The 13592-nt window shown below is 57.3% G+C and carries 13 protein-coding genes; 8 read left to right on the top strand and 5 right to left on the bottom strand.

Annotation, left to right across the window (positions count from 1 at the left end; genetic code table 11):
- Positions 1–3: 3 nt before the first annotated feature.
- From phnT to phnV, 3 genes are read left to right on the top strand one after another with little or no spacing between them, the layout of a single operon-like run.
- Complete coding sequence (phnT, locus tag RDN66_RS20530) at positions 4–1113, top strand: 2-aminoethylphosphonate ABC transport system ATP-binding subunit PhnT (RefSeq protein ID WP_308538149.1); 1110 nt, start codon at positions 4–6, stop codon at positions 1111–1113.
- Between the two features lie 2 nt (positions 1114–1115).
- Positions 1116–1976 (top strand): 2-aminoethylphosphonate ABC transporter permease subunit, encoded by an 861-nt coding sequence (gene phnU, locus RDN66_RS20525; protein WP_202216926.1) that lies wholly within the window; start codon positions 1116–1118, stop codon positions 1974–1976.
- 2 nt (positions 1977–1978) lie between these two features.
- Positions 1979–2776: a 2-aminoethylphosphonate ABC transport system, membrane component PhnV gene (phnV, locus tag RDN66_RS20520; RefSeq protein WP_308538148.1), complete on the top strand. Its 798-nt coding sequence runs from the start codon at positions 1979–1981 to the stop codon at positions 2774–2776.
- A 271-nt stretch (positions 2777–3047) separates the two neighbouring features.
- Here phnV and RDN66_RS20515 read toward each other — a convergent pair whose 3' ends face one another.
- From RDN66_RS20515 to RDN66_RS20500, 4 genes are all read right to left on the bottom strand, one after another.
- The gene (locus RDN66_RS20515; RefSeq protein ID WP_035896238.1) at positions 3048–4436 is read right to left on the bottom strand and encodes a carbohydrate porin; all 1389 of its coding nucleotides are present in this window, start codon (positions 4434–4436) and stop codon (positions 3048–3050) included.
- A 162-nt stretch (positions 4437–4598) separates the two neighbouring features.
- Positions 4599–4901, bottom strand: coding sequence for a PTS lactose/cellobiose transporter subunit IIA (locus RDN66_RS20510; protein WP_147281519.1), 303 nt, complete (start codon positions 4899–4901; stop codon positions 4599–4601).
- A gap of 83 nt (positions 4902–4984) precedes the next feature.
- Positions 4985–6307, bottom strand: a complete 1323-nt coding sequence (locus RDN66_RS20505; protein WP_202216927.1) for a PTS sugar transporter subunit IIC — start codon at positions 6305–6307, stop codon at positions 4985–4987.
- A gap of 12 nt (positions 6308–6319) precedes the next feature.
- The gene (locus tag RDN66_RS20500; RefSeq protein WP_035896235.1) at positions 6320–6634 is read right to left on the bottom strand and encodes a PTS sugar transporter subunit IIB; all 315 of its coding nucleotides are present in this window, start codon (positions 6632–6634) and stop codon (positions 6320–6322) included.
- Between the two features lie 296 nt (positions 6635–6930).
- Between RDN66_RS20500 and RDN66_RS20495 the strand changes: the two genes are divergently transcribed.
- The 3 genes from RDN66_RS20495 (at position 6931) to RDN66_RS20485 (ending at position 10745) form a co-directional block, all read left to right on the top strand.
- Positions 6931–7881, top strand: a complete 951-nt coding sequence (locus tag RDN66_RS20495) for a LacI family DNA-binding transcriptional regulator (RefSeq protein WP_035896234.1) — start codon at positions 6931–6933, stop codon at positions 7879–7881.
- A gap of 202 nt (positions 7882–8083) precedes the next feature.
- Positions 8084–9460, top strand: coding sequence for an aromatic acid/H+ symport family MFS transporter (locus tag RDN66_RS20490; RefSeq protein WP_035896233.1), 1377 nt, complete (start codon positions 8084–8086; stop codon positions 9458–9460).
- A 13-nt stretch (positions 9461–9473) separates the two neighbouring features.
- Positions 9474–10745, top strand: a complete 1272-nt coding sequence (locus RDN66_RS20485) for a gallate dioxygenase (protein WP_035896232.1) — start codon at positions 9474–9476, stop codon at positions 10743–10745.
- Here RDN66_RS20485 and RDN66_RS20480 read toward each other — a convergent pair.
- A complete protein-coding gene (locus tag RDN66_RS20480; protein ID WP_202216928.1) occupies positions 10738–12012 on the bottom strand; it encodes a LysR family transcriptional regulator in 1275 nt (424 codons plus the stop codon). The two genes, RDN66_RS20485 and RDN66_RS20480, sit on opposite strands and share 8 nt — an antisense overlap.
- 129 nt (positions 12013–12141) lie before the next feature.
- Here RDN66_RS20480 and galB point away from each other — a divergent pair, with 129 nt between their 5' ends.
- Complete coding sequence (galB, locus tag RDN66_RS20475) at positions 12142–12882, top strand: 4-oxalmesaconate hydratase (protein ID WP_202216929.1); 741 nt, start codon at positions 12142–12144, stop codon at positions 12880–12882.
- Positions 12879–13592 carry a 4-carboxy-4-hydroxy-2-oxoadipate aldolase/oxaloacetate decarboxylase gene (locus RDN66_RS20470; RefSeq protein WP_202216930.1) on the top strand — a complete coding sequence of 238 codons (714 nt, stop codon included), beginning with the start codon at positions 12879–12881 and terminating at the stop codon, positions 13590–13592. The genes galB and RDN66_RS20470 overlap by 4 nt, the downstream gene beginning before the upstream one ends.

Below are 13592 nucleotides of genomic sequence, written 5' to 3'. Positions count from 1 at the left end.
CTGATGCTGATGAAAACGACCGCCATTCCGACCCCTGCCCTGCAGGGGACCTCGGGGATAGTCCTCGACTCGCTGCGCGTGGCGTACCACGGTAATGTGGTGCTTAAACCGCTCTCTTTGACGATTGAACCCGGCGAAGTACTGGCGCTGATTGGCCCTTCCGGCTCCGGAAAAACCACGGTGCTGCGCGCGGTGGCGGGCTTTGTCCAGCCTGCGGGCGGTCGCATTCTTATCGGCGATACGGATGTGACCCAGCTTCCGCCTTACAAGCGCGGGCTGGCGATGGTGGTGCAGAACTACGCGCTGTTCCCGCATATGAAGGTGGAAGATAACGTCGCCTTCGGCCTGCGGGCACAAAAGCAGCCCAAGGCGCTGATTAATGAACGCGTGACCCAGGCGCTGAAAACGGTCGGCATGAGCGATTACGCCACCCGTTATCCGCATCAGCTTTCCGGCGGCCAGCAGCAGCGCGTGGCAATTGCCCGCGCCATTGCCGTGCGCCCACGGGTGCTGCTGCTGGATGAACCGCTCTCGGCGCTGGACGCGCAGATTCGCCACAACATGGTGGAAGAAATCGCCCGCCTGCACCGTGAACTGCCGGAACTCACCATTCTCTACGTCACCCACGACCAGACCGAAGCGCTCACCCTGGCAGATAAAATCGGCATCATGAAGGACGGCTCGATGATCGCCCACGGCGAAACCCGCACGCTGTATCGTCATCCGCCGAATCGCTTTGCCGCCGAGTTTTTAGGCCGCGCCAATATTCTCTCCGCCACGGCGCTAGGCATCACGGATGCGCCAGGGCTGGTGGACGTGAGCTGCGGCGGCACGGTAATCCGCGCCTTCAGCCAGGGCAGCCACCACGGCTATAACAAGCTGCTGTGCATTCGCCCGCAGCACCTGAGCCTGACGCCGCGCTCCGCCGCTAGCAACCGCTTTAACGCCACGCTGCAATCGCTGCACTGGCAGGGCGATCTCACCCATCTGCTGTGCGATGTGGCGGGTGAAGCGGTGCGTATCGTCCTGACGCACGTGGACCCGCTGCCGAAGCCCGGCGATAAGCTGGCGCTGTGGTTTGAACCCGATGACGCGGTTTTGATTGAGGTATAACGATGTCGCTCTCTCTGACCCAGACCAAACCGCTGCCCAACCTGCGCCCAATGTTATGGCTGCTGTTGCCGCTGCTGGTGTTGACCACGCTGTTCTTCTGGCCTCTGTCGCTTATCGTCGAGCAGGCGCTGCGCGACGTCAACGGCAATGTCGGTCTGGACATCTTCTGGCAGGTGGTGGGCTCCCGGCGCTTTGTCAGCGCGCTGATGAACACCCTGCAAATTGCGCTGACCGCCACCGCAGGCTGTCTGCTACTGGGCAGCGTGCTGTCGCTGATTCTGGTGTTTATCCCATTTCCCGGCAGCGAACTGATTGGTCGGGTGGTGGACACCTTTATCGCGTTGCCCACGTTTCTGATTACCCTGGCCTTCACCTTTATTTATGGCTCGGCGGGGCTGCTCAACGGCACGCTGATGCATCTGTTCGCCTTCGACCTGCCGCCGGTCGATTTCCTCTATTCGATGCAGGGCGTGATTCTGGCGGAGATCACCGTCTTCACGCCGCTGGTGATGCGCCCGCTGATGGCGGCGCTGCGCCAGATTGATAAAAGCCAGCTTGAGGCGGCCAGTATTCTCGGCGCGCACCCGCTGCGGGTAATTGCGCAGGTGATTTTTCCGGCGGCGCTACCGGCACTGATGGCGGGCGGCAGTCTGTGTCTGCTGCTAACCACCAACGAGTTCGGCATCGTGCTGTTTATCGGCGCGAAAGGGGTTAATACGCTACCGATGATGGTTTACAGCAAAGCGATTCTGGAATCTGACTACAGCGTCGCCTGTATGATCGCGTTGATTAACATTGTGCTGTCGCTGGGGCTGTTCTCGCTCTATCGCCTGGCGGCCGCGCGCACGGGCGTAAGGGGTTAACCATGTTGATTTGGTCGCGCAAAGGGCGCGTCGCGGCAGGCATAGTGGCTACCACGCTTGCTAGCGTCTTCTTTTTCCTGCCGCTGGCGGTGATTTTAATGTCCAGCCTGAGCCAGCAGTGGAACGGCATTCTCCCGAGCGGCTTCACGCTGAACCACTTTGTGAATGCCTTTCGCGGCGCGGCGTGGGATGCGCTGCTCGCCAGCCTGATTATCGGTTTTTGCGCCAGCCTGTTTGCGCTGCTATGTGGCGTCTGGGCGGCGCTGGCGCTGCGCCAGTACGGCGGTAAGGTGCAAAAGGGGCTGAGTATGCTGTTCTACTTGCCGAGCGCCATTCCTTCGGTCTCCGTCGGACTTGGCATTCTGGTGGCCTTCAGCCAGGGGCCGCTGCAGATGAACGGCACGCTGTGGATTGTGCTGGTGGCGCACTTTGTGCTGATCTCCGCGTTCACCTTTAGCAACGTTTCCACTGGGCTGGCGCGGGTTTCCGCCGATATTGAAAACGTCGCTTCAAGTCTTGGCGCATCGCCGTGGTATCGCCTGCGCCACGTCACGCTGCCGTTGCTGATGCCGTGGATGTTGTCGGCGTTGGCGTTGAGTCTGTCGCTATCGATGGGGGAGTTGGGCGCGACGATGATGATTTACCCGCCGGGCTGGACTACGCTGCCGGTGGCTATTTTTAGCCTGACCGATCGCGGCAATATCGCCGACGGCGCGGCGCTGACCATCGTGCTGGTGGCGATGACGCTGCTGTTGATGATGAAGCTGGAGCGCGTGGCGAAGCGGTTGGGGCAGAAATAAAAACCCTCACCCCAGCCCTCTCCCTTAAAAAGGGAGAGGGAGCACATTGGTGCCGCTGATAAGCTCGGCAGGAAAATCCTGCACAAAACGATCCCCTCGCCCCTTTGGGGAGAGGGTTAGGGTGAGGGGAAAAAGAGGGCACATCAACAAAGAAGGTCCCCCTCTCCCCCTTTAGGGAGAAGGTGAGAGTGAGGGGTGTATGTTGGCTCGAAAGTCAAACCCTCACCCCAACCCTCCCCGTAAAAGAGGAGAGAGGGTTTATCACGCTAACTTAGAACCAGGCTTCAAACATCCCGCCGAAGTTTAGTGAATCCAACTGCTCGTCCTGCGTTCCGTTCACCTTCGCCGTACGCTTGTTATCTACCTGACCACCGGTCACGTAGAAGCGCAGCATTGGACGGAATTCCGGCCCCATACCAATCGCGATGTTCTGCGACAGCGTCAGTTTCCAGCCGTGGTTATCACCGCCCTGATCGTAATCTACGCGCTGGTAGCCCGCTTCCAGCCAGGTGGAGTGCACGTCGTTCCAGAAGTACATTGGACGAACAATGGCGCCGTAGTTTTTACGGTTATCGGTGTTGTCTTTGCTGTTGTCATAGTCGTGGAAGGCCAACAGGTATTCCACCTGCGCCTGCTGGGTGAACTTATAGTTACCCTCGAAGCTGGCGTAGATAGCGGTCAGGCCGTCGGTTTTGTTAAACACGCTGTTATCCGAGTTATCGGAGTAGCGCAGGATAACCTTGTTCACGCCGCTGTCGTCGCTGTTGGTGTGGCTTAACAGCAGGCCGCCCTGCCAGGCATCCAGCTGCTGGTCGTTATCCACCGCTTTGGAGTCGAAGCCGTAGTTGGCGTAAACCTCAACGTCAATCGGGCCTGCTTTGATGTTGTGGGTTTTGGTGGTCAGCGCGTAGTGGCCGTTATCGCCGGTATCAGAGTTACCGGTACAGGTGATGCGCGATGGGTTGGACTCATCGGCCATCACTTCCGGGCTACAGGATTTCACCTGTGCCACGGTGGCAACGTCGAACTGCACGCCGCCGACGTCAAAGTTTTTCACCCCTGCGCCCTGGCCGTCGTGGTTCATCCAGAAGTAGTCGTTGATTCCCTGTTGCGGACGCTGGTGGAAGTCGCGGCCTGCCCAGATATAGGCGTTAGGGTTCGATTCCAGCACGTTGGTCACGCCAACGTAGGCTTTTTTCAGGTTAACTTCGTCACTCCAGTGGTCGAACATAACGTTGATATCCCAGATAGCGCCCTTGCTGCTCTTAAAGGCTTTGGTTAACTGGAATTCACCGCCGTTCCCTTCGTTACCCAGACGGCCAATAGCCGAGGCACCGTTATAGGAGCCGTCCACGCCGACGTATTTCTGGTCGCCTGCCTGGAAGTGTGCGCCGTAACGCGCGTAGCCGCTGAACTTCAGACCAAACGGCACCGCCATGTCTGGCGTCTGCGCGGCGCTTTGTGGGTTGGTTTCCAGATCCACCTTTTTAGCCTGGGCGGCATCCATTTTGGCCTGGCGGTCAGCCAGGGCTTTATCGACGGCCTTGGCCACAATAGCGTCGATTTGTTCCTGAGTAAATTCTTGTGCCATTACAGAGGAAAGCGGGCAAAGTGCGGCAATAACCGCCATAGCTAAAGGAAGTTTTTTTACAGTTTTCATGGTTATCTCAAATTAATTAATTATATTTTCAGACAATAACCATCTCGTTCGGGTGGATATTCGCTATCGCCACCAGAACAAGCTGATTTTATATTTTATGGTGTAGGGTACAATTAAATTATTAGCGTAATTAACGTCTCCGTAGTTAAATGAAATTAAATATCAACGTTGATAAAGGTGAATAATTTCTTCAGAAAGCTCACGAGCGAGTAATGAGTTCATTAAGTGGTCCTGCGCGTGAACCATAATTAAGGTCATGGGCTGCCGCGCTTCACCTGCATCCTGCTCGATAAGCTTGGTTTGCATATGGTGCGCCTGACGGGCGTAGCCATCGGCTTCCCGCAGAAGATTTCTGGCTTCCTCCATTTCGCCCTGGCGCGCGGCGTGCAGCGCTTCGAAACATAGCGATCGGGACTGGCCTGCGTTAATGATTATTTCCATTACCGCGTCCTCTAACCTAACCATAATAAGATCCCCTAACTATTTAAAGTCATAATAAGAACAGGGCGGAAATAATATATTAATGCTTAATGTTAAATTAATCTGATTTAACTAACGGTTTCCGCTAATGGCGATGCCGTTTTTAATTTCTGCTCTTCAGTTTTCATTAATGAACGCTCGTAGGCGCGCAGGAATGGTAAATACATGGCCGCAGAGACCAGCATACAGATAACGCACATCACCACCGGACTTAATGCCCAGTTTGCCGCCCAGGAAGCACCGATAGGCGCAGGCGTGGTCCACGGCGTCAGCGAAACCACCTGTGCCAGCCAGCCAAGACGGGTAGCGGTATAGGCGAGAACGGCGTTAACCATTGGAATACAGACAAACGGAATAAACATCATCGGGTTCATAATAATCGGCGCGCCGAACAGAATCGGTTCGTTGATATTAAAGAAGCTTGGGACGACGCCCATTTTACCGATGGTACGCAGGTGCGCGACGCGGCTACGCAGCAGCAGGAACGCCAGCGGTAAGGTACAGCCTACGCCGCCAATCAGCAGGTAGTGATCCCAGAAACCTTGCAGGTAGACGTGCGGCAGAACGGTGCCCGCAGCCAGCGCGGCCTGGTTGGCAGAGAGGTTCGCCATCCAGAATGGGTTCATGATCCCGGTGACAATCAGCGAGCCGTGGATCCCGGCAAACCAGAAAATCTGGCACATCAGCACCGACAGCAGGATCGCGGGCAGAGAATCAGAAGCAGAAACCAGCGGGGCCAGTACGTGCATAATCGCCTGCGGCAGAATCATACCGGTCTGCGCTTCAATGAACAGGTTCAGCGGGTGCAGCGTACCAATCACCACCAGAACCGGAATCAGGATCTCGAATGAACGCGCCACGCCGGTCGGGACCTCTTTTGGCAGGCGAATGGTGACGTTGTTCTGCTTAAGCCAGGCGTACACGCGGGTGGAGTAAATCGCGGTAATCAGCGCGGTGAAAATCCCCTGACCAGACAGATACTGGGTGGAAATCTTACCGTCTGCGTACGGCGCGGCAACCAGCAGGAAGGCCATAAACGCCAGCAGGCCGGACATCACCGGGTCGAGGTTAAACTGACGACCAAGGCTTGCCCCGATACCGACGGAGATAAAGAAGGTCATCACGCCCATGCTGAGGTTAAACGGCAGCATCAGCTGATCGCGATAGTGAGCGGAGAAATCGAGCCAGCCGCGGGCAAAACCGTTGGTCGTATCCGGTGAGAACGGTGGGAAAATAAACACCAGCATGAACGAGCCGATTATCATAAACGGCAGCGCGGCGGTAAAACCATCGCGAATGGCGATGACATATTTTTGCTGTCCGAGACGGCCGGCCAGCGGGGTAATGGATTGCTCAATAACGGCAACCATGGATTGATAAAGAGAACTCATTTGGAAACCCTTTTAGTGCGCTGCGGAAATCAGCGACAGAGCGTAATCGAGTACTTTGTCACCCCGTTGCATTCCATAATCCATGGTATCAATCGCCTGGACGGGAATATTTTGGGTGGCGGCCTTTTCTGACAAACTTTTTAACATGTACTTCACCTGTGGACCCAGTAACACCACCTGATATTGCGGGTACTGGATGTCAAATTCGGACACGCCATAGGCATCAATTTTTACCGGCAAGTCCCGTTCCTGCGCGGCTTCCACCATTTTTCTGACCAGCATGCTGGTCGACATTCCGGCGGAGCAGCAGAGCATAATTTTGTACATCTACGACCATCCTCTAAATGTAAAAAGTTGTTGCGATCGTGATTTGATATGAAACTGAAACCGGTTTCTATTCATAAAACTTAGAACTGTGATATCCATCAATTTCTCATGCTTATGAGACTAATTATTTCGTCCTGGCTCACATAAAATTGTCGTTTTGAGGTGAAATGGACATCAAATGGATAATCGGTTTCCATGGGAAAAGGGAAACGGATATACTGTCGGCAGCTATAATTTGAGCCGTTGTTGTACCGAGGATTTACAGGGCAACTCGTGTGCCTTTTCAGGGGAGAATGATGTCTACAATCAACGATGTATCACGTCTGGCCGGAGTGTCTAAGGCCACAGTTTCACGTGTGTTGAGCGGTTCACGAGGAGTAAAAGAGGCCAGCCGGCTTGCAGTTTTACGCGCGGTTGATGAACTCAATTATCGGCCCAATGTGATTGCCCAATCGCTGCTGAGCCAGTCTACCGGCTGCATTGGCGTCATTTGCGCCATGGAGAATATTAACCAGACCACCGGCTATCTCTACGCGCTGGAAAAGCAGTTTAGCCAGCACCAAAAACACCTGCTGCTGCGCTTTGCCAATACGCGAACCGGCGTGATGTCGGCACTAGATGAATTGACCAGCGGACTGTGCGATGACGTGCTGGTGATCGGCGCGCGTTTCCCGCTGGAGGTCGATAGCGACAACGTGGTGTTGATTGACTGCCCTGAAGCGGAAAACACCAACAGCATCCAGTTTGACCACGTTTTTGCCGCGGAAACCGCCTGTAACTACCTTGCGAGCCAGGGCCGTCGCCAGATTGCGCTGATTCAGCCGTTGGGCAGCGGTTTTGTCGACGACGTGCTGCTGGGCTACAAGCAGGGTCTGGAGAAAAACTTTCTGCCGTTTAATCGCAACCTGGTGTTTATGGACAGCAACTCTTCGACCGTGGCGTTGCAGGAACTGCTGAACAACGCCAGCACCGTCAACTTTAATGCGCTGCTGGTGGCCGATGAACAGGAAGCGCAGCGGGTGATCCCCCAGCTTCTGGCGTTCAATAAACGCGTTCCGGAAGATGTGATGGTCTTCAGCCTTGCGGGGACGCTGCACCTGCCGGGCATTCCAACCATTCCGGCCATCGAATACTCGATGGATGCTATTGCCGCGCGCATTGTTCACTGGCTGGAAGAGAAAACCCAGTCTCCGGGCAACCACGCTTTTCGCGGCGATCTGATTATTCCAGAGATGCATAGACGCTAATCCTGTCGCCCGCCGCTGCCTGGCTGCGGGCGTTTATTCCCTCCCATTGTTTTGCCACGCCGCTCACAATATAAAAATAACTCATACCCACCCGCGGATTTTTGAACCGGACAGCGTCGGGCGACTGCCTTAACGTGGGCTGAACGTTCATCCAATAACACAAACCAGAACATTCATACCTCCTCTTTAAGGACGTAACCCTATGAGCCTCTCGACCGGTGTAGATGTAAAAGCGTGGATTGATGCCCGACCAATCTCGCGCTTTCAGTGGAAAATTTTGTTTCTCTGTTTCGTGATTATCATGCTCGACGGCTATGACGCGGCAGTGATGGGCTTTATCGCCCCGGCGCTGCTGGAAGACTGGGGCATCAGCCGCGCGGCGCTGGGGCCTATTCTGGGCGCGGCGATGTTCGGCGTAGCGCTGGGTGCACTGATTGCCGGGCCGCTCGCTGACCGCTACGGGCGTAAGCGCATTCTGCTGTCCTCGGTGGCGCTGTTCGGCGTCTTCAGCCTGGCGGCGGCAATGGCGCAAACGCCTACCCAACTGGCGCTGCTGCGCTTTTTAACCGGGCTCGGTCTTGGTGCGGTGATGCCAAACTGTGTGACCCTGGTGGCGGAATACATGCCTGAGCGGCGTAAAGGATTGATGATTACGCTAATGTACAGCGGGTTTAACGTCGGCTCTGGGCTCGGCGGATTTATCGCCGCGGCGCTGCTGTCGCACTACAGCTGGCATTCGGCGCTGATCTTCGGCGGCGTACTGCCGCTGGTGGTGCTGCCGTTTATGCTGGTGATGCTGCCGGAATCGGCGATGAACATGGTGGCGCGGCGCGTGCCGGGAGCTGAGATTGCCCGCGTGCTGAACCGCCTGGGCGGCCAGTTTGCCGCTAACACGTTATTTACCCTGAGTACGCCGCAAATTTCCCGCCACGCGAAGGTGATTCAGCTGTTCCGCGGTGGTTACGCGCGCGGCACCGTCGCGCTGTGGCTGACCTATTTTATGGGACTGTTCGTGATTTACTTGCTGAACGGCTGGTTGCCGACCATTCTGCGCTCCGGCGGTCTGTCGTTGCAGCAGGCGGCGATTATCACCGGCCTGTTCCAGCTTGGCGGCCCGCTCGGCGGCATTCTGGTGGGCTACCTGATGGACCGCACCTCGGCAAAAGTGGTCATTGCGGCAACGTATTTTATTGGCTGCCTGTGCCTGCTGTCCCAGGGGCTGATGGACTTTGGTTCAGCGGCGCTGTCGGTGCTGATTTTCGTGAGCGGGATGTGTATTAACGGCGCGCAAAACGGCCTTCAGGCCTACTCGCCAGCCTTCTATCAAACCGAAATTCGCGCTACCGGCGTGAGTTGGATGCACGGCATTGGGCGTATCGGAGCGATTTTAAGCTCAACACTGGGGGGCGTAATCATGCTGGCGGTGCCGGGGCACTCGTCAATTTTCCTGGTGCTGGCGCTGCCGGCCTGCCTCGCGGCAGCCTGTATTCTGCTGCACCGTATGAATCAGCGTAACGCCGCGCAGAGTGGGCGTACGGCGGGCGATGTGGCGCTACCAAACGCCGCCCATCATCGATAAGTGGAGTTCCGTTATGGCTAGAATTATTGGCGGTATTGCCGTCTCTCATACCCCGACCATCGGCTTCGCAGTCGATCATCATAAACAGCATGATGCGGCGTGGGCACCGATTTTCGAAAGCTTCGAGCCGTTGCAGCGCTGGCTCGACGAGAAAAAACCGGATGCGCTGGTCTATATCTTCAACGACCATGTAACCGCTTTTTTCTTCGACCACTACTCGACCTTCGCGCTGGGTATTGATAACGAATACGGTGTGGCGGACGAAGGCGGCGGCCCGCGCAGCCTACCGCCAATCAAAGGCAACGCCGCGCTCTCGCGCCATATCGGCAGCAGCCTGATGGCGGACGAGTTCGACATGTCGTTCTTTATGAACAAAAAGCTCGACCACGGCCTGTTCTCGCCGCTTTCAGCGCTGCTGCCGTGGCAGAGCGGCGAATGGCCGACCAAAGTGGTGCCGCTGCAAATTGGCGTACTGCAGTTTCCGGTGCCGAGCGCGCGACGCTGTTACAAGCTTGGGCAGGCGCTGCGCCGGGCGATTGAGAGCTTCCCGGAGGATATCAACGTCGCCATCGTGGCGACCGGCGGGTTGTCGCACCAGGTGCACGGTGAGCGCTGTGGGTTTAACAACACCGAATGGGACGCGCAGTTTGTCGATATGCTGGTGAACGACCCGGAGAAGCTGACCGAGATGACGCTGGCGGAATACGCCGAGCTTGGCGGTATGGAGGGTTCGGAGGTGATCATGTGGCTGGTGATGCGCGGCGCGCTGTCGGCCAACGTCACTGAAACCTGGCGTGATTATTACCTGCCATCAATGACCGGTATCGCCACGCTGATCCTGGAAAACCATGCGCGGCTGCCGCCGGTCGATACGCTTACGCGTCATCGTCAGCATATGGCGCGCCAGCTTGCGGGCGTGGAAAAGCTTCCCGGCACCTATCCGTTCACTCACGAGCGCAGCCTCAACGGTATGCGGCTGAATGCCTTTCTGCACAAGCTGACGCAGCCCGCGTGGCGCGAGCGTTTCCTCAACGAACCGCAGGCGCTGTTTGCCGAGGCGGCGTTAAGCGAGGAGGAGCAGAAGCTGCTGATGACGCGGGACTGGCGAGGGCTGATTCAGTACGGTGCCAGCTTCTTTCTGCTGGAGAAAATGGGCGCGGTGGTGGGGGTGTCGAACCTGCATATCTACGCCGCCATGCGGGGGCAGACGCTCGACGAGTTCCAGAAAACCCGCAACCAGCAGGTGACCTATTCGGTGGCGGGTACAAAAACACCGGCTAACTAGCTGGCGGTGTTTTTGCCGGCCTGATAAGCGTAGCGCCATCAGACGTCGCGGCCACCTGCTGATGAATAAAGTTCACCAACGTTTGGGTAGCAGGCGAGGGCAGACTGCCTTCGCGGAAGGTCAGCCCAATGCGCCGCTGCGTATTGGGCAGCTTCACCGGCAGGATGGTCAGCAGGTGGTTATCTATTTCAAAGCGCATCTGGCTGGCGGAAACGGCGGCCAGCAGCGGTGAACCGAGCAGCAGGCCGCGCACCATCGCGGCATCACCGGTTTCGACTACCGGCTGCGGCTGCGGCAGGCCGAGGGCGGCAAAGGCTTCATCCAGAAGATGCCGCGCCGGGGCATTGCTGCGCGGCAGCACCCACTGGGCGCAGGCGAGCTGGCTTAGTGGGTCTGGATGGTTGAGCAGCGGGTGATCGTTGCACACCAGAATCAGCATTTCCTCTTCAAACAGCGGCTGGCAGGTGAGCTCCGGCAACTCATCGTGCTGGCGCAGTGCGCCAATGATAAAATCGATATTTCCCGCCCGCATGTCCGACACCAGGGATTCGTACGGGCTTTCATTGGTCACCACACGGATTCCCGGATGCTGGGCCAGAAAGGCGTTGATGGCGGCGGGCAGCAGCTGCGTACGACTAAGCGGCAGCGCGCCAATGCGGACATTTCCCTCCAGTACGCCGCGTATTGCCGCTAAATCACCCCAAATGTGCGCCAGTTCGTTCAAGGCACGGCTGATGTTCGGATACAGCGTATCGGCGGCCGTGGTCGGACGAACTCCCTCCGGCGTGCGGCGAAACAGCGGCGAACCAGCCCCTTTCTCCAGAATCTTCAGCGCGGCGCTAATCGCTGGCTGCGTCACGCCGAGCTGGTTGGCGACGGTCTGGCTATGGTTGATGTGGTACAGCTGAATAAAAATCTCCAGCCGCCGGGTGTTGAACAGCCAACCCGGGTCGGGCAGATCCTTGTGCGGCGCGGTGTGTGCTTTGAGCTTGTGCATCAGCGCGGGAATGGCCTGTAAATCTCCAATCGCCCGCAGCGCGCGCGGCAAAATGCATTTGCCGTATTCCGTCAGCACCATGCCGCTGTAGTGGCGCTCAAACAGCGTCACGCTTAGCTCTGCTTCCAGATCGCGGATGGCACGAGTAATGGCGGACTGGGTGCGAAATAAGTCGTCGGCGGCACGGGAAACGCTACCGCGGCTGGCGACCTGGCAGAAGAACCGTAACTGCATGATGTTGATGCCTTTCTCGTGCTTCGTCTGCCACATGCCGTTGCTCGCCTTTTGTGGGGTATTTTTTATCCAACATAAATAAAAATCATAGCCTTCGCAAGTTAACGAATTACCCGCTGTGAGCTGGACATGACAAGCTGAAAAAAAACCAAGAAGGAAGCCCACATGTCTACTCTGATTACCCCTAAAAGCGCCCTAGTCATCAGTGCTCACTCGGCGGATTTCGTCTGGCGCGCGGGCGGCGCTATTGCACTGCACGTTGAACAAGGTTACCAGGTGCATATCGTCTGCCTGTCGTACGGCGAGCGCGGTGAGTCCGCCAAACTGTGGCGCAAAGGCAACATGACCGAGGCGATGGTGAAGCAGCATCGCCAGCAGGAAGCGCAGGCCGCGGCGGAGATCCTCGGCGCCAGCGTCGAGTTCTTTGACATTGGCGACTACCCGCTGCGTGCCGATAAAGATACGCTGTTCCGCCTCGCGGACGTTTATCGCCGCGTGCAGCCGCACTTTGTGCTGACCCACTCGATGCACGACCCGTACAACTACGATCACCCGCTGGCCTCCAATCTGGCGCAGGAGGCCCGCATTATCGCCCAGGCCGAAGGCTATCGCCCCGGTGAGCCGGTAGTGGCAGCCCCACCGGTTTACTGTTTTGAGCCGCATCAGCCGGAGCAGTGCAACTGGAAGCCGGACGTACTGCTGGATATCACCCGCGTGTGGGAGAAAAAGTACCGTGCTATCCAATGCATGCAGGGACAGGAACATCTGTGGGAATACTACACCCGCGTGGCGCTTCAGCGCGGCGTGCAGGCAAAACGCAATATCGGCATTACCGCTGCACGCGACATCAGCCATGCGGAAGGTTTCCAGAGTATCTTCCCGCGCGTTACGGGGGATCTGGCATGAATTTACTCAATAAAAAAGGTATCGCCGTGCGCTATATCCCGCGCACCGACGGCGGTAAGCTGCGCCAGTTTGCGGCGGCGGGCGTGGCAACAATCCATGAATCCCACGAACGCCAGGGGCTGATGAGCCCGGATATTCGCCCAATTCAGCAGGGCATCAGCCGCGCGGGTAATGCCGTAACGGTGCTGGTGACGCCGGGGGATAACTGGATGTTTCACGTGGCCGTCGAGCTGTGCCAGCCCGGCGATATTCTGGTCGTCGCGCCAACGTCTCCCTGCGGCGATGGTTTCTTCGGCGACCTGCTGGCGACCTCACTTCAGGCGCGAGGCGTGATTGGTCTGGTGGGGGATATCGGCATTCGTGATTCCCAGACGCTACGTGAGATGGGCTTTGCGGTGTGGTCGCGTCAGGTTTACGCCCAGGGCACCGTCAAAGAGACCCTCGGTTCGGTTAACGTGCCGCTGACCTGTGGCGGCCAACTGGTGGTGCCGGGCGATGTAGTGGTGGCGGACGATGACGGGGTGGTGGTGGTGCCGCACGCTCTCGCCGATACGGTACTGGCAAAAGCACAGAGCCGTATCGCCAATGAAACGGCGAAGCGTGAGCGGATGAGCAACGGCGAGCTGGGGCTTGATATCTACGCTATGCGTCCGCGCCTTGCGGAGAAAGGGCTGCGCTATTTTGATTCGGCCGAGGACGTGAGGGACTGA

Origin of the sequence: uncultured Kluyvera sp. (assembly GCF_902485085.1) — a bacterium.
GTDB classification, from domain to species: domain Bacteria; phylum Pseudomonadota; class Gammaproteobacteria; order Enterobacterales; family Enterobacteriaceae; genus Kluyvera; species Kluyvera ascorbata.
This window is presented reverse-complemented; position numbering and strand designations above follow the sequence as displayed.

Bases quoted from the DNA above. Each gene is read 5' to 3' on its own strand.
- phnV (WP_308538148.1), top strand. From the start codon at position 1,979: ATGTTGATTTGGTCGCGCAAAGGGCGCGTCGCGGCAGGCATAGTGGCT.
- RDN66_RS20485 (WP_035896232.1), top strand. From the start codon at position 9,474: ATGGCTAGAATTATTGGCGGTATTGCCGTCTCTCATACCCCGACCATC.
- RDN66_RS20505 (WP_202216927.1), bottom strand. From the start codon at position 6,307: ATGAGTTCTCTTTATCAATCCATGGTTGCCGTTATTGAGCAATCCATT.
- RDN66_RS20480 (WP_202216928.1), bottom strand. From the start codon at position 12,012: ATGTGGCAGACGAAGCACGAGAAAGGCATCAACATCATGCAGTTACGG.
- galB (WP_202216929.1), top strand. From the start codon at position 12,142: ATGTCTACTCTGATTACCCCTAAAAGCGCCCTAGTCATCAGTGCTCAC.
- RDN66_RS20500 (WP_035896235.1), bottom strand. From the start codon at position 6,634: ATGTACAAAATTATGCTCTGCTGCTCCGCCGGAATGTCGACCAGCATG.
- RDN66_RS20490 (WP_035896233.1), top strand. From the start codon at position 8,084: ATGAGCCTCTCGACCGGTGTAGATGTAAAAGCGTGGATTGATGCCCGA.
- phnU (WP_202216926.1), top strand. From the start codon at position 1,116: ATGTCGCTCTCTCTGACCCAGACCAAACCGCTGCCCAACCTGCGCCCA.
- RDN66_RS20470 (WP_202216930.1), top strand. From the start codon at position 12,879: ATGAATTTACTCAATAAAAAAGGTATCGCCGTGCGCTATATCCCGCGC.
- RDN66_RS20510 (WP_147281519.1), bottom strand. From the start codon at position 4,901: ATGGTTAGGTTAGAGGACGCGGTAATGGAAATAATCATTAACGCAGGC.
- RDN66_RS20515 (WP_035896238.1), bottom strand. From the start codon at position 4,436: ATGAAAACTGTAAAAAAACTTCCTTTAGCTATGGCGGTTATTGCCGCA.
- phnT (WP_308538149.1), top strand. From the start codon at position 4: ATGCTGATGAAAACGACCGCCATTCCGACCCCTGCCCTGCAGGGGACC.
- RDN66_RS20495 (WP_035896234.1), top strand. From the start codon at position 6,931: ATGTCTACAATCAACGATGTATCACGTCTGGCCGGAGTGTCTAAGGCC.